The sequence below is a fragment of the Runella sp. genome (assembly GCF_965279615.1).
Taxonomy (GTDB): domain Bacteria; phylum Bacteroidota; class Bacteroidia; order Cytophagales; family Spirosomataceae; genus Runella.
The window spans coordinates 2162716-2183598 of sequence record NZ_OZ257252.1 but is presented as its reverse complement, the minus strand read 5'-3'; the positions used below and the strand labels follow the sequence as shown (position 1 = coordinate 2183598).

15 protein-coding genes are annotated in these 20883 nt (G+C 43.6%); 2 read left to right on the top strand and 13 right to left on the bottom strand.

The genetic code is table 11. From position 1 onward, the window contains the following. Positions 1 to 14 precede the first annotated feature (14 nt). The 6 genes from ACQY73_RS09580 to ACQY73_RS09555 all read right to left on the bottom strand — a co-directional run bounded on the left by ACQY73_RS09580 (position 15) and on the right by ACQY73_RS09555 (position 10055). On the bottom strand, positions 15 to 1511 hold the full coding sequence (locus ACQY73_RS09580; RefSeq protein ID WP_428664756.1) for an L-fucose/L-arabinose isomerase family protein: 1497 nt from the start codon (positions 1509 to 1511) through the stop codon (positions 15 to 17). A 111-nt stretch (positions 1512 to 1622) separates the two neighbouring features. Then, entirely contained in the window at positions 1623 to 2876 is a 1254-nt protein-coding gene (locus ACQY73_RS09575) for an MFS transporter (RefSeq protein ID WP_428664753.1), read from the bottom strand. A gap of 299 nt (positions 2877 to 3175) precedes the next feature. Beyond that, entirely contained in the window at positions 3176 to 4090 is a 915-nt protein-coding gene (locus tag ACQY73_RS09570; protein WP_428664750.1) for a hypothetical protein, read from the bottom strand. An 8-nt stretch (positions 4091 to 4098) separates the two neighbouring features. Further along, complete coding sequence (locus ACQY73_RS09565) at positions 4099 to 5502, bottom strand: MBOAT family O-acyltransferase (protein ID WP_428664748.1); 1404 nt, start codon at positions 5500 to 5502, stop codon at positions 4099 to 4101. Between the two features lie 102 nt (positions 5503 to 5604). Then, positions 5605 to 8682 (bottom strand): PVC-type heme-binding CxxCH protein, encoded by a 3078-nt coding sequence (locus tag ACQY73_RS09560; RefSeq protein WP_428664745.1) that lies wholly within the window; start codon positions 8680 to 8682, stop codon positions 5605 to 5607. Positions 8683 to 8972: 290 nt separating this feature from the next. Then, the gene (locus ACQY73_RS09555) at positions 8973 to 10055 is read right to left on the bottom strand and encodes a hypothetical protein (protein ID WP_428664742.1); all 1083 of its coding nucleotides are present in this window, start codon (positions 10053 to 10055) and stop codon (positions 8973 to 8975) included. Between the two features lie 208 nt (positions 10056 to 10263). On the opposite strand from ACQY73_RS09555, the gene ACQY73_RS09550 reads away from it, so the two are divergent. Both ACQY73_RS09550 and ACQY73_RS09545 read left to right on the top strand, forming a co-directional pair. Next, entirely contained in the window at positions 10264 to 12087 is a 1824-nt protein-coding gene (locus ACQY73_RS09550; protein ID WP_428664739.1) for an ABC transporter ATP-binding protein, read from the top strand. Positions 12088 to 12147: 60 nt separating this feature from the next. After that, a complete protein-coding gene (locus ACQY73_RS09545) occupies positions 12148 to 14700 on the top strand; it encodes a TonB-dependent receptor (RefSeq protein WP_428664736.1) in 2553 nt (850 codons plus the stop codon). Between the two features lie 2 nt (positions 14701 to 14702). On the opposite strand, the gene ACQY73_RS09540 is transcribed toward ACQY73_RS09545, so the two are convergent. The 7 genes from ACQY73_RS09540 to ACQY73_RS09510 form a co-directional block, all read right to left on the bottom strand. Beyond that, positions 14703 to 15680 carry an Rpn family recombination-promoting nuclease/putative transposase gene (locus ACQY73_RS09540; RefSeq protein ID WP_428664733.1) on the bottom strand — a complete coding sequence of 326 codons (978 nt, stop codon included), beginning with the start codon at positions 15678 to 15680 and terminating at the stop codon, positions 14703 to 14705. 45 nt (positions 15681 to 15725) lie between these two features. Then, complete coding sequence (locus ACQY73_RS09535; RefSeq protein ID WP_428664730.1) at positions 15726 to 16910, bottom strand: sialidase family protein; 1185 nt, start codon at positions 16908 to 16910, stop codon at positions 15726 to 15728. Between the two features lie 98 nt (positions 16911 to 17008). Beyond that, positions 17009 to 17560 carry a peptide-methionine (R)-S-oxide reductase MsrB gene (msrB, locus tag ACQY73_RS09530; RefSeq protein ID WP_428664727.1) on the bottom strand — a complete coding sequence of 184 codons (552 nt, stop codon included), beginning with the start codon at positions 17558 to 17560 and terminating at the stop codon, positions 17009 to 17011. Between the two features lie 50 nt (positions 17561 to 17610). After that, positions 17611 to 18555, bottom strand: coding sequence for a serine hydrolase (locus ACQY73_RS09525; RefSeq protein ID WP_428664724.1), 945 nt, complete (start codon positions 18553 to 18555; stop codon positions 17611 to 17613). 26 nt (positions 18556 to 18581) lie between these two features. Beyond that, a complete protein-coding gene (locus ACQY73_RS09520; RefSeq protein WP_428664722.1) occupies positions 18582 to 19406 on the bottom strand; it encodes a hypothetical protein in 825 nt (274 codons plus the stop codon). Positions 19407 to 19427: 21 nt separating this feature from the next. Beyond that, positions 19428 to 19871: a GNAT family N-acetyltransferase gene (locus ACQY73_RS09515; protein ID WP_428664719.1), complete on the bottom strand. Its 444-nt coding sequence runs from the start codon at positions 19869 to 19871 to the stop codon at positions 19428 to 19430. After that, positions 19868 to 20860 (bottom strand): 2-hydroxyacid dehydrogenase, encoded by a 993-nt coding sequence (locus tag ACQY73_RS09510; protein ID WP_428664716.1) that lies wholly within the window; start codon positions 20858 to 20860, stop codon positions 19868 to 19870. The genes ACQY73_RS09515 and ACQY73_RS09510 overlap by 4 nt, the downstream gene beginning before the upstream one ends. Positions 20861 to 20883: the final 23 nt, after the last annotated feature.

Genomic DNA, 20883 nt, shown 5'->3' with positions numbered 1-20883 from the left:
AAAAAATTAAGGGGTTATTGATGGATGACGACAGATTCGACGTTTAAATAATCGGCAATTTTCTGAATGGCAGCGGCATGGTGGCCTACGCCTAAAGCAAAATGGTGCGTGGGTCCTTCTTTGATCCAACGTTTGAGAAACGTGCGCACATCGGGTTTGAAAAAGCCGCGCGTGTTGGTGTTGCCGGTCGGAGGAATCGGTCCTGCAATGGATTCTCCCTCGGCAATGATAAATTTCATTTTCCCTTCATACGTAGAGTTGATACTCAACATGGTGATAGGGCCTTCTTTGATCTTAAATTCAACACCTGCACCAAATCCGGGCTTGCCGTGGTATTTTTTCAAACTTCTCAGCACCGGTTGCCCTTCGGCGATAGCGATATTGTGAGGGCCATCGTGACCGACCAACACAAAGTCTTCTTTGAAATCAACGGGATGGAATTCGGCAAAACTTCCTCCGATGCCCAATCGTTCCATGATAAGCATGGCAATGCAGGTTTTCAGGTCAGACTCACCGCACATGGGAAAACCGGCTCCCTGAAGCAGCGAATTGCCCACGATCAAATTGGACATGACCACGCGGGTAACACTGTCTTCCGGGCCATCATAATAGTAAGCTAAACCGTCCAGTTTTTTGGCTTTGACAAATTTCTCCAAGGCAACGGTCACCTGAGCGGCAATATGCAGATCGGTATCACGCAATTTTTCAGAGATAGGGTCAGAGACAGGGTCGGGGGTATCGAAAAACGCTAATATCCGTTCTTTGACCGCTTCAATTTCTTCATCTCCTGCCTGATTGTATTGATTCACAATTTCGTGGGCTTCGCATTGCACAATGTGAACGCCAAAATGCGCCGTCAGCATCGTTGAGTCGGAGTGCATGTCGAGCATGGCTTCAATCGGGTGGCCGATGTGTCCTATTTTAGAAGTTTTCAGATCGTGCAATACCGCCGCAATTCGGCAATATTCCTCGATTTCGGCTTCGGCGGCAGGGTCGTCATGAAGTGTTCCGATGATCATTTGCGGAACAGGCTTGCCCATTCTGACGGCCACGCCCGCAAATTCAGGCAAGGCACAAATGTCGTCGTTGTAAAGTTGCAGGTAGGTCGACGCGTTGCTGTAATCCATCGCTTTGTCGGGCTGCAAAGCAACAAGCACGATGGGAATGTTAATGCTTTTGATGATAACGCCGAACGTGCTCGATGTGGCATACGTAAGCATATCGCAGAAAATCAGATCAAGATTAGCCGCATTGAGTTTTGGTACGATGTCGTATGCTTTGTTGACGTCATCCACCATGCCGAAGTCAATGATCTCAACGCTGTCTAAGGCCTCAATTTTGGAGATAAAAATGGCCTGTTTTTTATACATATCTTCCAGCAAACCTTCGAATTGTCCCCAATACTTGAAATAGCCAACCCCAAACACTCCGATGCGCGGCCGCGTCTTTTTTCGTTTGACCACTCCCGCTCGTGCCAACATTTCTATTCCATTCGAATAATTATCTTTCATATTGTTATTTTATGTTTTATAAAATTTTAGTTAACGCACTAAGAGAAAATAAATATAATTTGACAATGCCTGAGTAAACAAACCTCTTTTGGCAATACAGAATAAAGTAATTTAGGAAGAAGTAAGGGGAATGTCTGATTGTTTTACTTCCGGTTGTGTTCCCCAATCCAAGGTTGTAATTTTAGGGATCAGTAAAACCAACAGGGCAAAAGCCAAGGGATACAGCAGACCCGACGCGATCCAAAGCGGTCGATAGGAATACTGCTGAATCACGGCTCCCATCAATGGATTTAGGAGTAGACCCGAAATGGCACCCGCTGTTCCCGATAGGCCCACTACGGTAGATGTGGCTCGTTGCCCGAACATATCGGAGATGGCGGTAATGTAATTGGTAATCCAACAACCGTGGGCAAACATGAACAAAGACATGCAAAAAATGGCGATCTCTACGGTCGAAACCCACTCAATGGCCGGCGCTGCCAAGGTCAGCACCGCCGCAATGCCCATCACGGTTTTACGGGCTTTGTTGACCGAAAATTGACGGGCAATCAGCCAACCCGACAGCCAGCCTCCCAGCACGTTTGAAACGCCTAAGGCTAAGAAAGGTATCCAAAAAAGGCTTCCAATTCGCTCAAAAGGTACATTCCTTACCTCACTCAGGTATTTGGGTATCCAGAACATCATAAAGTAAAATACAGGATCAAGCAAAAAACGAATCAGGATAAAGACCCACGTAGGACGTTTTTTGAGCAATGCTAAAAAAGGAACGGCTTCCTGCATTTCTTCCTGTTGAATTTTAGGAATGTATTTTTTCCAAGGGATTGACAGCCAGATAATTACCCAAACAATACCCACCAACCCCGGAATTAAAAAACCGCCTCTCCATCCATATTTCCCTGAAAGCCAAATGGTTAATGGTGGTGCTATGACTGCCCCGATGGCCGAGCCACCGATGGCAATGCCGTTGGCCAACGCCCGTTCTTTTTTATCAAACCAGCGATATACCGTCCAGGCGGCTCCCGGGAAACAGCCTCCTTCACCCATGCCCAGTAAAAAACGGAACGTGAGCAATTGGGAAAATGAGTTCATAATCGCGTGCAAACTATTGGCGATAGACCAAACTCCAACCGAAAGCGCTAACCCTAATTTTCCGCCCACGCGGTCAATCAACCAACCGCCCAATGTAAACATCAAGGCATAACTGATTAGAAAACTTGTATTAACCATGCCGTATTGAACATCGTTAATGTGAAATTCCTGCTGAATTTTGATGATGGCAATGGACAGTACCTGTCTGTCCAAAAAACTCAGCCCCGTTGCCACAAACAAGAGCCACACAATCAGCCAACGAATGTTTTTTTGCATTTTACTTAACGCACTAAGTTAGATGCCAGCAAAGGTATAAGCTCTTAAAAAGAAAACAAATAAAATGGTATTTTTTTTTTATTAAATAGAAATATGTCAGTTAAAAAGGCTTTGAATGACTCCTGATAAGATATAAATAAAATACCCGACGCGCTCTTTGTTCGGCACGTCGGGTATCTGATAGATATAACACCACAAAAAACGAAAAAGAATTCAACTTATGTGATAGCTTTTCGTTTGATTATGACAAATATGCAATTTTATCATTAAAAAGTACTTAAATTTGACTTAAACTTTGCTTAAAATTTATTTTTACTCATTTCTACACTCTTAGAGGAAGAAGGCTGCATTTTTCCGGAAAATTGTTGATACCACTTTTGAATATACTTTGTAAAAATCAGTGATTCCGGTTCATTAAGGTGAATGCCGTCAGTGGTTTGAAACTGCCAGTTTTTGGTTGGAATGTAGGTATAATGAGTTTCATTGAAGGTTTTTCTGAATTGTTCATTAAGATAGCGATATCTTGGGGTATTGATAAGTTGAGGATGAATAGGCATTTCATAAAATACAATTTTTACCCCGGCGGCTTCCAGTGCAGTAAATTTATATTTTAACTTTTGCAGTTGCTGAAGCACATCAACCGTGTCGGGAAGAATCGCATAGTTTTTTTTAGTGATATTAAACGGTCCTTGACGGAAATCCCCCGGTTTGCTCGCAACGTGTTTTAAAGTGTTAACTGAATAACCGCGAATTTTCTTTTTTAGAAATAGGGTAAATTGTTGGCCGATTACCGAAATGGGCGGCTTATCAGACCTGAATAACGGGATATACTTCTTAATAGAATAGTTTATCGGATTAAGCAACGGATCAAGAAAATAGTCGGATTCTTTTTTTAGATAAAAGTTTGTTTCGACCAACAGAAGCTTTGGAAAATGCCTTTTCTTTAAAATTACGTTGATGCCATCCTGGATACTCAATCCGATCAATCCTAAATTGTAAAAGTCCGAAATACTGTCTGTAATGATACGTGTAGAAAGAGAGCTGCCAATGATCGTTACCGGCTTCATAGCGCCGCTTTCATAAAAATAGTTTTCTACTTTTATGTAATTACGTTGGGTGAAATTTGATCTTATAATTGAAGTAGGTAATAAATGAAATACCACACTATAGATAACGATTAGTACCCCCAACAGCAGCAACGTTTTTTTTATCATGTATTTTATTAAAATTGAAAATAGATAAATGAGCCCGGAAAGCCGCTGTTAAAGAAAATAAGAAATAATAAAATAGCAAAAGCTATGTATTCATAGTTACGCCATTGCAAATATTTGAGGCTGCTTTTAAATGAAGCATACCAATGATACAATACAATAGGAAATGAATAGATAGTAATGTAAAGAAACATTTCTTGATTAAAAGAAAGTGAAGGCTTTAAGAATAATAATTCTAAATATATTAATGCATGATTAAATTCTAACCTGAATAATAACCACGCCAAAGTTACAATAAGAAAAACAAGTAATGAGTAAAATGTACTACAAGAGGTAGTTATTTTGATTTTAAAATAGTCAAAAATAAAACGTTCGATGCTCAGAAAAACCCCGTGAGCAAATCCCCATACTAAATAACTCCAACTTGCTCCGTGCCACAATCCACCAATGGTCATGACAACAAATAAATTAAAGTAGGTTCGTATTTTTCCATATTTATTTCCACCCAGTGGAAAATACAGGTATTCCATTAAAAAAGTGGAAAGAGAAATGTGCCACCTTTGCCAGAAATTTTTAAAAGAAGTTGCTGAATACGGGAAGTTAAAGTTTATATTTAAACGATACCCAAATAGGCCTGCAAGCCCAATGGCTATGGTGGAATAGCCCGCAAAATCTGCAAATATTTGACAGGAATATCCGAATAACAGCGCCAAAAGGTCAAACGACTTATAGGTTAAAAAATAAGGATACGTAATTTGGAAAGTAAATTCTTTAAGATTGTCGGCAACGACCATTTTTAGAAAATAGCCTATTACTAAATGACGAAAACAAAACTCCCAATCAATTTGTGAATAAGATTTTTCTTTTATTTGAGGAATAAAATCATGAGCTTTTACAATGGGGCCGGCAATCAACTGTGGAAAAAAAATAATATAGAAACAGGTATTCTTTAAATGAGTTATAAAAGAAACAGGCACAATTGATTTTTTTTCACCGGCTTTATTTCGAAATACGTCAATAAGTAAACTTATTCCATGAAAAGTATAAAAAGAAATACCAATGGGTAAAGGAATAGTGACTAAAAAATCGGCAATGGGTTGGTCTTTTTTTAAAAATGTACGCGCGACCAATGGAACGTATTTAAAGAAAATAAGTATACCTATATTGACCGCTACACCAATTGTTACGTACGTTTTTTGTCTTAAAGGATTTCCATAGCTGACCGAATAACTTGTGGCAGCATTGATAATAAGAGAAATACATAAAAGAATTAACAATGATATATTTTGATAAGCGTAAAATATCGCACTTGCAATAATCAATATATAGATTTGCTGCCTTTTGAAATAGGGAATATAATAAAATAGGAAGGTTAAAAGAAGAAAGAAAATAAACGGAAAACTGTTAAAAAGCATGTAGGTAATGCAGTTGGAAAGTAGCAGAATTTGGTTTTAACGATGCTGAGCCGCCCAAATGAGCGGCTCAGACTAGAGATGTTACGATGGTTCTTCTTTAACTTATTTGCGCTTCAAGCTTGATAAATACTCGATCAAATCTACTAATTCGGGCTGACTCATGGCTTCATGCAGGCCCGATGTCATGAGCGATTCATCCATTTTTTTCATAGAGACTACTTGGCTCATTTTGTAACTTTGAGTAGTGCCACCCGGAAATTTCATCAATAGATCAGTTTCGGTTTTACTTGATACAATTCCAACCGTTGTGGTGCCGTCTTTGAATTTTACTTCGTACCCTTCGTATCCAAAACTAACGCCTGCACTTGGATAGAAAATAGCCATGTATTGACCGTCTTTGCCCAATTTACTGCCGATTTCCGAAAGTTTTGGGCCAAAATCAGCACCTTCTCCATTCACCTGATGGCAAATGGCACAATAGTTGGCAAATACCTTTTGGCCGTTTGCAGCGTTGCCGGTCATGGCTACCAATTCACTGACAGGAGGCAGTTTTTTTCCTGATTTTGTGGGCGTGGCATCAATATATTTGGCGGCTTCTATTTTTACGTTTTTGCGCCATGCACCGCTTACGCCCTGTACTGCAACAGCTTTGTAATCGCCGCTTATTTTTCCTTCTTTCAACAACGCCAATACCAGATCTTCGCCGTCCATGCTGCCACCCAGTGCGCGGGTTGCTTCGGTGCGCAATGCTTTGGAACGTTTTGGATCAAGGGCGATCGCTTTCAGAATGTCGATGGATTGTTTAGTTCCCACACTTCGAAGCGAGGTGACCACACTCTGGGCTTTGACGGCATCTTTTCCGTTGATGGTTGCCAAAAGCAACGGTGTTTGTTCCTGTTTCAGCAATTGCCGTGCGGCGTCGCGACCGTCTCTTTGCATGGGTTTTTCGGTGGCGATCTGTAAAAGGCGTTTGTATTCCGACACCGGTTCAAAACGTTGCACGAGATCCATGTACTCAGATGTTCCAAAACTTGCATCTAACAGTTTTTGCAGGCCTTGTTGCGCTACGGGAGATGTTTTGACAAAACCCGGATCTAAATGGCGAAGGCACAATTTCGTAACATCGTTATCGGTGTTTGCCTTCATAATGGTCAATAAAGCATTCGATTTTTCAGTCGCGCCCGGGTTAAAGTCAAAAGCACGGAAATAGCGCAAACGGTCATTAAGCGGAACGTTTTTATCACCTGCCAAAGAGGCCAGTAGCGGTACCGATGCCGCCGTACGCGCCCGCCATACAATGTCGCGACCCTTCTCTGTTGAAATAGGATTTGAACCTGCCATTTTGAGCCAAGCCGAATAAAATTTATCCCATTGACCATCGGCTGATACACCCAACGCTTCCAGATACCAACGGTCTTTTCCGTCGTAACGGGTGGCCAATTGCGCCCATACATCGGCTGCCAGCGGGTCGGTATTATGACGAATCGCCAAAGCTACTTCACGACGTATTTGTGGATCAGGATCGGCAGCCAGTGTATTCAAATTCTCGACCGACAATGGTAATACACCTTTGGCTGTGATTTGTCGCGCAGCGCGGATCGCTGTGATCTTGATGTCGGGATTGGCATCTTTGAGAGCGATTTCTACGTATTTGCTGCCATTGGAGAGCTTACTCAGCAACCAAAGTGCCCGCGCTTTCATGCGGGGATTAGCGGCGGTTTGATACATTTTTACGAGTTCCCCTTCAGCACTTTGTCCAAGGCTGCGGATTTTGTTCCAAGCCATATAACGTACTGATACATTGGGGCTTTGGATGGCTTTCAGTGCGCCTTCCAACGTGCTGAAATCATTGTTTATCACTTTATAAGGAGTATTGGCAGGTGCAACGCGGTAGATGCGTCCACGATTCAAGTCACCCGCTTGGTGCCCACCCACGCCGGGATCGTACCAGTCGGCTACAAAAAGCGACCCATCGGGTGCCGCGCATACATCCGACGGGCGGAACCATTGATTGCGCTTGCCGTATACTACATTGACAATGTTGGCTTTATAGCCCGCGCCACTTTTCTCAACGGGATAAGAACGAACGACGTTAGGCCCTGCGTCGCAATGGATCATTTGATTTTGAAATACTTTTGGCAACATATCACCTTCGTAGATCAGCATGCCCGTAGGCGATCCCGCACCGGTTTGGAGCAAGTTAGGCATGGCACCCGGGTCATTCAAATGCCAGTGACGAAGCGGAATTTCGGATTCAATATTGGTACGGTTGGCCGACCAGCTTGCGCCCGTCATTTCGTCGGTGTAACCGTAGTTGCCATATTCCATTACATAGTTGATGCGTACGCCTTTGTTACCGTCGTCGTCGTTGTCTGATTGCCACATGGTACCATAGCTGTCTACGGCCACTTCGTAGTTGTTACGGAAATTATGACCCAATACCTCTACATTTTTGAAATCAGGGTCGCAGCGAAATACCATTCCCTGTCTGTATTTTTTGCGGTCAATGGGCTGTCCGTCCTGGTCCAAAACGGGTTGGCCTTTGCCGTCGAGCAATTGATTGCCTTCGTTTCCAAAGTTAAAATACAGTTTACCATCATGACCGAACGTAAAGGCGTGCATTCCATGGTCGTGCTGTTCGCCTTTGATTCCTTCAAAAATGATCTCTTTTTTGTCGGCCTTGTCGTCTCCGTTTTCATCGGTAAACAACCACACATAAGGACTTTGCGAAACCAGTACGCGGTTGCCCATTACCAAAATTCCCAGTGGTGCGTTGACTTCCGGGCCTTGGTAAAATACCTTGCTTGCATCGGCTTTGCCATCACCGTTGGTATCTTCCAGGATCATGATGCGGTCGCCTTCTTTGTGCGTAGGGTTTCCGGTAATGTGCGGACGATAATTATAGGCTTCCAATACCCAAATGCGGCCTTTATGGTCGATGTCGATATTGGTCGGATTAGTGATCATGGGCTCGGAAGCAAACAGATTGGCTTCCAGTCCGTCTGCTACTTCCAATGCACCTACAGCATACTTCAAATCATGTTTTTGCTCTTGCGTAAGGGCTGCATATACACTGTCTAAAGTTGATTGGGCACCGCGACTTGGGTTGTCGTTTTGGTAAGTTGCCGTCAACGTGCCGATCAGAGCCAATCCACCCAGCCCCCAAAGGTATTTTTTCATAAGTATCCGAAATTTAGTACGTGTCGTTTGAACAGTTAATTGCTAAAGCAAAATGTTTGGGGATTATAATGCCTTTTTTCAACGACATGCAGGAGGATACTGTTGGGGCTCGATTCTAAATTAAATCAGTAAGATTTTTGGATAGCCCCTATGGGGCAAAATGGGCAGAATATTTTCTCTCTTTTCTACAAATAGGTAGTGCCTGCGGCACATCATTCCGGAGCAATGTTTATGTAGTACAAATGCCATAGAGAGTCGACTGACCGATTTTACCCTCATTTGGAACAGTTTTATTTCCGCGCGTAAAACATCGCAATGTTTTTGAGACGAGCCCAATGTCGGACTTTTACCCACGGGTATTTTTGTTGGGCCATTGGAATAATGTCATATTCTGTGATCTCGCCATTTAGCTCTTTTTCACCCAGTTGGTAGATATAAGATTCCGCCTGACGGCAGTATTTTTGAATTTTATCGGCCCATTCTGCATCAATGTGAGGGTATTTTCTGTTCAATCTTTCATAAATGGGCTTGCCGAAATTTGCGCCCCATTCGGTCGTAAACTCTATTGCGTCATTCAGCACTTCATCATTCACACCCATATCGGTCGTAGTGGGAATTGGGGTTTGAACGGCAGGGAATTGAAACTCAGAAAGATCAAACCCGATCTCTTTAAGGGGCGTAAAGGACGCCGGTTGTTGCGTCGGACGTGTTGATTGGTTCAAGTAATCAAATTTTTCTTTTACTTCCTCAGGATAATGTTTGATGAGGTCAATGCTGTAATACCGGCCTTCTGTAAACTGAACCTGAACTTCATAAAACCCAAAGGTAATGTGACTGAATTCACAGACTACCTTCCATTGGCCATCTTCTTTTTTGAGTTTTGGCGAATAATAACATTCAGCTTCAAATTGTTTGACTTTATTGAAAACAGCGATCTGCTCAATTTCAAATCTCTCAGAAGGTAATTCAATGATAACCTGCTGAAAATGAATGTTCTGAAAAACAGAAACGTGGTTTCGTTCCAAGATTCCCACGGGTACGTTGGAAGGCGCAGGCGCATCGGGGTATTGCCGGCTTTTGGTCGCGGTCTTTGTAATTTGCAGTTGCCCTTTGAGTGGTGAGAAATTTTGAGAGAAAGGAGCACAAATGATTACCTTCTCTTCCGGGAGAATGGCCTGTACGCCATCGCCTCGGTCGGGCAGTAAGTAGCCCTTGGTATGGTATTCCCAATCGGCGATCTCCTGCCTTTTTTCATTCGCAGCCTTGCTGATTTGGGCATGACTGTAAAGCCGGTTCTCCAACTCAAACAGTGTGCCGTCCGGAAAATCACTTAGATTTTTAACAAAAAATAATTGATAATTTGCTGTACTCATGGCTGTTGCGTTTATAATTTTTCTTGAGATTGGAGATGGATTTTTAAAAATCCATCTAAAGTAGCCGGGTTAATAATCCGATGAGTTCACCATTTATTTTTCGGCACTAATTTTCACCGGATGCTGTTCCATTAAAGTCGAAAATGCTCGAAGTCGAATTTCAGTTACTGACGGGTACAATCGACGATCCGAAATTGAAATCAGCACAATGGCCAAAAAAAATAAACAGGAAACTCCCACCTTCAAGGCAAGATTACAGGCGCTTAAATACTTACCCCTCTTTTTTAAAGAAATCTGGCAAACTCAGCCTTGGATGACAGCTGCCAACATTGGCCTCCGACTCATTCGGTCGGTGATTCCATTTTTGACCTTGTATTTGGGAAAATTGATCATTGATGAAGTCGTGCATCTCATCAACACGCATTCGACTGATACTCACCGGTTGCTACTGTTGATTGCCTCAGAATTAGCCTTGGCGTTGGGATCCGATATTCTTAATCGTGCTACCATGCTGTTGGATGCACTTTTGGGCGACCTGCACGCCAACCGCTCTTCCATTCAAATCATGCAACATGCTGCTACGCTCGACTTGGCCCAGTTTGAAGAACCTGTGTTTTATGATAAGCTCGAACGTGCCCGTCAGCAAACCGTTGGACGTACGGCGCTGCTTTCGCAATCTTTGGCCCAAGTGCAGGACATCATTACCATTGGATTTTTAGGAGCGGGCTTAGCGGTGTTCAGCCCTTGGCTGATTTTGGTGCTTATTCTGAGCATCATTCCTGCATTTTTGGGAGAATTTTACTTCAACTCACAGAGTTATGCGCTGTCTTATCAATGGACGCCCCAACGCCGTGAATTGGATTACCTTCGGTACGTAGGGGCAAGTAACGTCAATGCCAAAGAGGTAAAATTATTTAACCTGTCCGGATTTTTGACGGAGCGTTTTCGCGAGGTCTCAGCGGCTTATTACCTGCAAAACAGGAAATTGTCCATTCGGCGGGCGGTTTGGGGAGCATTGCTGGCAGCTATCGGCACAGCGGGTTATTACGGAGCGTACGCATTTATCGGCGTTGAGACCATTCGAGGTACCATTACCATCGGGAGCCTAACGTTTCTGGCGGGGTCTTTTCGCCAGCTCAAATCCTCGTTGGAAGGAATTCTGAATCGCTTTACGAGCATTTCGCAGGGCACTTTATACCTTCGGGATTTCTTTCAGTTTTTTGACCTGCGTCCCCAAGTTGCTTCTCCCCAAGCGCCGCTTCCGTTTCCGGCGGTTATTCAAAAGGGGATCGTATTTGAGAACGTCAGTTTTCGTTATCCCAATGCCGAAAAATGGGTTTTTCAACACCTGAACTTTACCTTAAAAGCAGGCGAGAAATTGGCAATAGTGGGCGAGAACGGTGCCGGAAAAACAACATTGGTTAAATTACTTACCCGTTTATACGACCCTACCGAAGGGCGCATTTTACTCGACGGTCACGATCTGCGCGAGTATGATCCGGCAGAACTTCAGCGTCATATCGGAGTGATCTTTCAGGACTACATTCGCTTGATGATGACCGCTCAAAGCAATATTGCCGTAGGCGACATTGACGAGATCAATAACCTTGACCGCATTGCCACGGCTTCTGAGCGCAGCTTGGCAGCCGCACTTATTCAACGTTTTCCGGATGGTTTGAAACAGGTATTAGGGCGACATTTTAACAATGGCGTTGAACTTTCGGGCGGCGAATGGCAAAAGATCGCCCTTGCCCGGGCTTATATGCGCAACTCTGAGCTACTGATCTTAGACGAGCCTACTGCTTCTCTTGATGCCCGGGCCGAATACGAAGTGTTTCAGCGTTTTGCCGAACTGACCAAAGGCAAAATGGCGTTGCTGATCTCACACCGTTTCTCCACCGTTCGCATGGCTGATCGCATCATTGTGATCGAAAACGGCAAGCTTATTGAATCCGGAAGCCATGAAGCACTTATGTCAAACAAAGGGCGATATGCTGAACTGTTTCAGTTGCAGGCGCGTGGCTATTTATAATTTTCCTTTTGCCTTTTAAAAAAGCGTTATATCTTTGAGAAAATAACGCTTTTTTAGTTGATGAAAATACCTGTACTCGCAACGCTTATCGGAATTATTGGCATCAATGTTTACTCTTGGGGGCAAACGAAGGATACAACTTCGCTGCAAAATCGTATTTTTCGGTTGGATGAAGTCGTTATTTCTGCTTCGCGGTTACAGGAAAGCGTGTTGAAATCGCCTGTCAGTATTGAAAAAGCCACACTTCAGGATTTTCGCCGCTCGGGGCAACCGTCTTTTTTTGATGCTCTTGAAAACATCAAAGGAGTTCATTTGATCGTTCCGAGTTTAGGATTTAAAGTCTTAAACACCAGAGGATTTGCCAATACAACCAACGTGCGTTTTGCCCAACTCATTGACGGAATTGACAATCAATCGCCGCACATTGGTGCGCCCGTTGGCAATGCCCTTGGACCGGGTGATTTGGATATTTTGAGCGTTGAGATCATTCCCGGAACAGCTTCGGCCTTGTACGGTATGAACGCGATCAACGGTTTGGCCAATTTCCAAACCAAAAGCCCGTTTGAGTACGCCGGTTTGAGCTTTCAGCAAAAAGCAGGCGTTAATCATCTGAATGATAAGAATGTATCGGCCAAATTCTTTAACGAAAGCAGCCTGCGTTACGCTCATTCGTGGAATGACCGTTGGGCGTTTAAGGTCAACGGAACCTTTACCAAAGGCTACGATTGGCAAGCGACCGACCTCACCGATATTACACCCAACGTCAACTCTACCGTCGGGCTGACGGGCGCTGATAATCCCGCCTTTGATCCCGTAAGCGGCTACGGCAACGAATCAGCTAATCGACGCACATTGACGTTGGCCAATCGCAACATTGTGGTGGCTCGCACCGGTTACAAGGAAACGGACGTGGTTGATTACCGGTTTCAGAATTTGAAAGGAGATGCGGCTGTTCATTTTCGCCCCACTAAGGCTATCGAACTGAGTTATACGTACCGTATTGCGTACTTAAATAATGTCTATCAGCGTTCCAATCGCTTTCAGTTAGCAAACTATTTACTCCAACAACATGCCTTTCAATTGCGCGGAAGAGCGTTTCAAATTCGGGCGTATGTGACTTCCGAAAACACGGGTAAATCCTATAACCTGCGTTCGATGGCTGAAAATATTGATCGCACGTACAAGTCAGACAATCAATGGTTTACTGATTTTCAAACGCGATTCAGGCAAGTGCAGAATTCGTCTTCTTTAGCCGACGCCTTGCGTGAGTCTCGGACTTTCGCCGATGCAGGCCGTCCACAACCGGGAACGGAAGCGTTCAAAAACAGCTTGTCACGTTTGCAGGACATAAATAACTGGGACATAGGCGCAGCCCTCCGCGTAAAAGCTAATCTGTATCATGCCGAAGGTCAGTGGAACCTGACCGAAGAATGGCTTGAAAAATGGCGTAAACAAACCGGCATTGAGATTTTGGCCGGCTTTGATCATCGTACTTACGCCATTGTACCTGACGGTAATTATTTTATTAATCCGGTAAGTGATACCCGTAATTTGACCTATGGAAAAACGGGCGGATTTGTGCAGGCAACCAAAGTATTGTTTGGTGAAAAACTCAAACTTGGAGCTACGCTTCGCGCTGATAAAGCCGATTATTTTGATCTGAAACTTAATCCGCGTTTTACGGCCGTTTATTCGCCCGTTGACAATCATCATTTTCGAGCTTCTTACCAAAGTGGCTACCGTTTCCCAAGCATTTTTGAAGGGTTTTCCAACATCAACAGCGGCGGAGTGAAGCGCGTGGGCGGCTTACCGGTGATGTCTCAGGGAATATTTGAGAACTCTTACATTCGTACGTCGATTGATGCTTTTCAGGCGGCAGTCAATGCAGGAGTAAATAAATTTGGCGTGGGCAAGCGGGATAGTTTGGTAAAAGCCAACCTCGGGCTTTTGCAACGAAATACCTACACCTATCTAAGGCCTGAGTTTATTCGTTCAATGGAAGTCGGTTACAAAGGCTTATTCTTTAAGAAACGCCTTTTTATGGATGTGGATTTTTACTACAACCGCTACAAGGATTTTATGGCGCAGGTGGAAGCCAATATTCCCAATACTTCTACGCCGGACTCGCTTGGGTATATCATGCTTGATCGCGCTAAACAGCAACGCTACCGCCTGTGGACCAATTCCAAAACCGTTGTTCGTAATTATGGCGCAAGTCTGGGTGTTAAGTATCGGTTGTCACAGGGGTGGGTCATTGGCGTCAACGCTACCTACACGCAACTCGACCGCAAGGAAGCCAATGATGGCTTGGAAGATGGTTTCAACACGCCCAAATGGATGACCAATTTCTCCATCAGTCACGCCAATGTATTCAAAAATGTGGGATTTGGCGTTAGCTATAAACACCAAAGTGAGTTCTATTATCAATCGTTTTTGGTCAATGGCAACGTTCGTGCGGTCAATGTTTTTGATGGACAGATTACGTACACCCTACCCAAACAAAAATTGGATTTCAAACTTGGCGGTACCAACCTATTAAATCGCTATTATTTTTCTATTCTCGGCGGCCCGCAGATAGGTGGATTTTATTACTTAACAGTGACTTATCAGTAAGATTATAATCCCTGCTCTTTTTTTATCTGTAGTACGAATTCAAGGTCTACTCCGAAATCTTCGGCGATTTCTTCCGGCGCCAGTTTTCCACGGAGAAGCTGCTTGACGATGCTTTCAGTTATTGCAGCCATTCTTCCTTTTATTTCTCCTTCTTTTATTCCTTCTTTTATTCCTTCTTTTATTCCTTCTTTTATTCCTTCTTTTATTCCCTCCAATCTTCCTTTTATTTCTCCCTCCAATCTTCCTTTTGTCTCTCCTTCCATAATAGCCGTATCAATAACATTTTTTAGATCACGGTAATATTTGAGACTTTGCTCGTAAGCATTCATCTCATCGGGAGTGAATTTGGCAATTTCAGCGGCGGCAAACAGTTGATCGAATACTTTTTCCTGTAAGGCTTTGGGTTTACTGTCTAAATACGGCAAGTGTTTCAGGACATAAAGCCATTTATCGTAGGTTGTTTCCAGTTCTTCCTCCGTTTTGGTAAAATGGGGCATTTCCAAATAGACAAAGGTCAGTTTTTTGTAAAAAACGCGTCCATTCTGGTCCTTGAGTTTTACTTCATGACGTACTTCCTTTTCATCTGCATCTTCCGAAAAAACGAAATCCAATACGCCCACCGTATAAATTTCGGTCAATTGAAAATCCCATTCGCCGCGCTTTGCCTGTTCCTGAATAGGAAATGAAGCATAAAATACACTTCGATCTTTGAAATAGTTCTGTTTGGCTTTTTGCATCTCCACGATAAATCGCTCACCGTTTCTGCCAATACAATACAGATCAAAAATAGCTTTCCGGTCAAGTTCAGTGGCTCCGAGATGCTCGTTTCGGGTATAGCTTAATTCTGTAATACGATGTTGCTCAGGCAATACCACCTGATTCAGGAAATCAATTAACAGATCTTTGTTTGGTTCGCTGCCAAACAATTTCTTAAAACCAAAATCGGTAAATGGGTTAATGTATTTTTCTGCGAAGGCCATGATTACGTAGTTACGAAACAAAATTACACCTTTATAGGCAGTATCTCAAAGACTTTGCAGAACCCCGATCTTTCGAAATTTCTTAATTCGATGGAAAGTCAGGTAATTGGCATCGTGATTGTTGTGAGCGCCGCCTTGGTCGTCGTCGAAGGCCGTGCGGGAAAGGAAGATAATGTCTTTGCCTTCAAAAAGCCAATCTACGTACTGAAAGCCGTGTTTGATAACTTCGGGATGTTGTAACAGAATAGTGTGTAAATTCCAATTTCTGAGGTCTTTGGAACTGAAAAGCGCTTGAGTATTGCGAATGCTTGCCGGATTTTTGCCGGCATTGGCCGCTTTAACTTCCTGTGGAATGTAGTTGGCAATGGTCCAATATAGTTTAGATTTGGGATCGTACCGAATGCTGAATTTCTTGCTGCCGCCGGGGAATTTGACAAAACCGGTCGTTTGATCAAAAGTCGCCGTTTTGCCATCGGCGCTTATTTTGACGAAAGCGGCTTTTTCTTCCAATGTTGATCTGTCGTCAACGCGCAACACATCCCACAATTGCCCGTTGGGGTCTACAACGGCATTACCCTCGATCCATGCTCCGAAATTGCCGTTGAGTAGGGTCGAATCATAACGCAATACATTGCTGCTTGTCCAGTTGGCGGCTTTCATCGGATCGGCCCCCAACGGAACGGACATCATGAAAGCGCCGTAGCGTTTGCCCCATTTTTTGATGGAACCCATTGCGTCTTCCATGGCGCGCCACAGGCGTCCGTTGTGTTCGATGAGCGGCATAGGCGCGCAGTGGTATTCTCCGGCTAATAAAAGACCGTTTTCGCCGTCAGCCGGTTCTGTCCAAGTGTTGCCCCCATCGGTAGATTTTCGGATGATGGTATTGCCGTGGTGTTTACTTGTCCCCATGAAATACAGCCCTTTTTCGTGGACAAAGAGCTTTGACCAAAACTGTCCGTTGATCTCGGCAACCTGCGACCATGTTTTTCCTTTGTTTTTGGAGCGATAAATTCGGGAAATGGGCCGCTCAAACTCATTGGATTTCGGCCCAAACAGATCGTGTGAAGCCAAATAATCGCCGTTGGATAAAATGCAAATGCTCGGCGAGCCTATGTACAAACCCGATACTGCCGGGCTGTAAGCGACCACCGAGCCGGGAACTTGAGCAAAAGCAACATTGCAGATCCAAAAAATCAAGCAAAGCAACAGCGGGGAATAAAACTTTTTCATCCTCTATCAAGGTAGTTTAGGTAGAACCGGTCAATGAAATTAAAAGACTTTTTCCTACTGAAAATACCTCGAAAGGAAGGTGAAGAGTTTTTAACCTACTAAAATTTTTCTACTTGAGTACTGTCGTCAGGTACAAAGTCGAGCACGATGGAATTCATGCAGAAGCGTTTGTGCGTGGGAGCGGGGCCGTCGTCAAATAAGTGCCCGAGGTGTCCGCCACAGCGTCCGCAGAGGACTTCGATTCGGTTCATGCCGAAGGAACGGTCGGGTTTGTAGGAAACGCTGTTGGGGCGCATGGTTTCAAAAAAGCTCGGCCAACCGCAGGTGCTGGCAAATTTTGCGCCCGAGCGAAACAGCGCGTTTCCGCAAGCGGCACAATAGTAGGTTCCTATGCCGGTATAATTCCAATATTTTCCCGTAAAGGCACGCTCCGTGGCTTTGTTACGTGCTATTTGGTAGATGCTGTCGGGCAATACTTTTTTCCATTCCGCATCTGTTACGTGCAGTTCGGTGGTATCTGTTCGTGAATAATAGGGATTTTCGGGATGTTGTGAGGTTTCCATGTTTACCGTATCGTTTTGGGTGGATGTTGTGTTGTTACAGCCTGATAACCAAATGATTGTTAAGGTGGCGAATAAGAGTTGTTTCATCAGAATAGATTTCAATTATTATGAATAACGGACAAATATGCATAAAGTTATTATTCTACAGCCTCCTGATACCATTTTTCGAAATTGACAGGTGGCTGCCACTTTGAATTAGGCTCATAGTAATTCCAGAGCAGTTTGCCAATGGTACGCAACAATGTATAGCCTTCGTTTTTGGACGTCCAACTTTCATCAATGTTGTTTTTAGTGATGATGCAATATACATATTCTCCATGAGGCGCGTGAACAAGCACCGCTTCTGAACGTGAGCGATTCACCGCGCCGTTTTTACAGGCAGTTTTGATGTCAGGCGGAAGTTGCGAAAGACCTTCGCCGTCCCAATATTGACGGCACAAATTGCGGTACATACGGTCGGAAGCATCGGGGCTGATGGCTCGGCCCCGGCGAATCATAGCGATCAACTCAGCCATTTCGCGCGGACTCGTTTGACCCCAGCCGTAGCGGGTGCGATTGGCTTCGCGTCCGGGCGTACGCGAGTTCATGCGCGTAGCCGTAAAGCCGTTTTTATCGAGCCACTCATTGATGGATTTTCCGCCGCCCGCTAAGGCTTGACACCACAAACTGCCTGTATTATCGCTGACGGTTTCCATCAACATGACCACCTCGCTCAATGGAATTTTAGCGCCGTCTTTCAACGAACCCACAATACCGTCGTCGTAATGAAGCGAATCTTTGTAGGTGAGAATAGAATTGTAGCGTAGTTCTCCTTGGGCTATTTTGTCAAATAACCCGCACTGAATCGGCACTTTGATCATACTGGCCGTGGGAAAGAGCGTATCGGCATTGATTTCGACGATCTTATTTGTTTTTAGATTATGTACATAAACCCCTACATCGCCCCGAAATCCTTTGATGGCTTCCTGTATCTTAGCGGTGAGCTTTTTGTCTGTTTTCGTATTTTGTACAGTAGAGGGTTGGGCATGAATATGAAAGATATTGAGAAGAATAAGAAGAGTGAAGAAAAATCGGGTTTTCATATAAAGAGCAAGTTTGGAGATGAGGTCTAAGGATTGCATATATAATTCATGGTAATATCAAGTTCGTATTCAGGAGCGGGTTGGTAAAATTTGATTTTATGCTTAAAAGAAGTGACGGTGTTATTGGAAGCATCAAAATTGTAACTGTTTGTGGTGTTTGAAATTTTATTTGAATAGCTATACCAATCTGCTTCCAATAAATTGTTCGGGCTTAATAGATAACTTATTGGAGTATTATAAATATTGGCAAAATGAAATAACCAATAGTCTTTTACTGCTTTGACCTGATTATAATAGGGCGAAGGATTAGTATCAAACCTAAGATTTTCCACAACTAAATATTCTTTTCCGTTGGAGTTTACTTCAAATACTTTTGAAACATTTCCGGTAGGTAAATATTCGATTCGAAAACGCCTGAAAATAGTTTGTATGGCGGTAATTTTACCTTCGCTGTTATATTCAAATGTTACATTTCGGTAGGGCGTATTTTGTGAAACTAAAAATTCAGCGACATTGGTTAGCCTGTTTTGAGTGTCATAGCTAAAGGTAAGTTCAGCGTCTAGCTTGTCATCAATATCTGAACGGGTATTTATTTTTGAAATATTGCCTTGTTTGCCATATTCAATCCCCACTTCTGTAACAGGAAACCGGTTTATTGCCATGCCGATTGGACGTAAATTTTTATCATAATTGATAATGCAATGCCCGGTAAGTATGCCTGCATCATCTTTCACCGACGACCAAAAACACCCTGTAGGTTTTGTAACAGCAGGTTCTTTCTTTTTACAACCTGCTAATTGAAAAATAATAGGAAGGAGGATCGGCAATAATGAACGAATTGATCTTCTCATAATGTAACTTTCCCTTTAATATTAAAGGTTTTTCTCCAAAATAATCTTAGGCGCTCCGGTATTATCGGCCAGAATTCCTACAATATTAAAGTCGTGTTTTAGGTTCAGGATCAGCATGTTGCGCCATTTGTTGTAAGTCATGGTACGTACGGTATGATAACTGTTGGCGCGGCACCAATCATGCTGCATTGTCATAAGTTGACTCGCAATTCCGTGTCCTCGATAATTTGGCAAGACACAGCCCAGCCAACTGTAAAAATGCCCGACTTTACGCTGATAGCCCATCTTATAACCAATAGCTTTATTGTTTTCGTAGGCAATAATGGTCAAAAGGTGAGGCGTTTCGTTGATTTCCCGAAGGAGTTCAGAGCGTTCCTGCCCGTCGAATACCTGAAAGTGTACTGTTAAAACGGACTCTAAAACTTCACCGGGAAGTTGATTTTCAATTGTTTTGTAATCAATCATGGTTTTACCAAAGTGGTGGAAGGATTAAGGGCTCCTGCTTCAAAATCGTGCAGGTTTTGAAAGGTAACTTGGGCAATTTGGCAAAGCGCTTCCTCCGTAAAAAAGCCTTGGTGGGAGGTAATGAGTACATTCGGGAACGACATCAGCCGCATCAATACATCGTCCTGAATGATGCTTTCCGAGAAATCATTGAAAAACAGATCGGCTTCCTGCTCATAAACGTCAATGCCTAAATAGCCCAAATGGCCGCTTTTGAGCGCTTTAATGACCGCACCTGTATCGACCAAACCGCCCCGACTTGTGTTGATGAGCATGGCATTGGGTTTCATTTGCTGTAACGTTTCTGCGTTAATAAGACGATTGGTTTGAGGCATAAGCGGGCAGTGTAATGAGACAATATCGGAGGCGGAAAACAATTCCTGCAATGGAACGTATTTAATGTCAAGTGCTTCTAATTGAGCATTAGGCTGAACATCATACGCCAGTACCCGGCACCCGAACCCTTTCATGATTTTGGCAAATGCTTCTCCGATTTTTCCCGTTCCGATCACGCCGACCGTTTTGCCAAAAATATCAAATCCGGTCAATCGTTCCAGCGAAAAATTCCCTTCGCGTACTCGGTTATAAGCTTTATGGGTTTTGCGATTGAGCGTCATAATAAGCGCCACGGCGTGTTCAGCTACCGCATGGGGCGAATAAGCCGGAACGCGTACCACAGCTATCCCGTGGGATTGAGCCGCCTGTAAATCTACGTTGTTGAACCCCGCACAGCGTAAGGCAATGATCTTGATGTTTTTAAGGGCTAACTGTGCAATAACTTCGGCGCTGAGTCGGTCATTGACAAAAACACAGACAGCTTGGCTATCTGTCAATAGATTAACGCTTTCGAGGTTTAGGCTTGTATCAAAAAACTTCAGTTGATGCGTCGTATTGTAGCGATTGAAATAAGTACGGTCATAAGATTTCGAACTGAAGAAAGAAATTTTCATAATTAACGAATGGAATATACTAA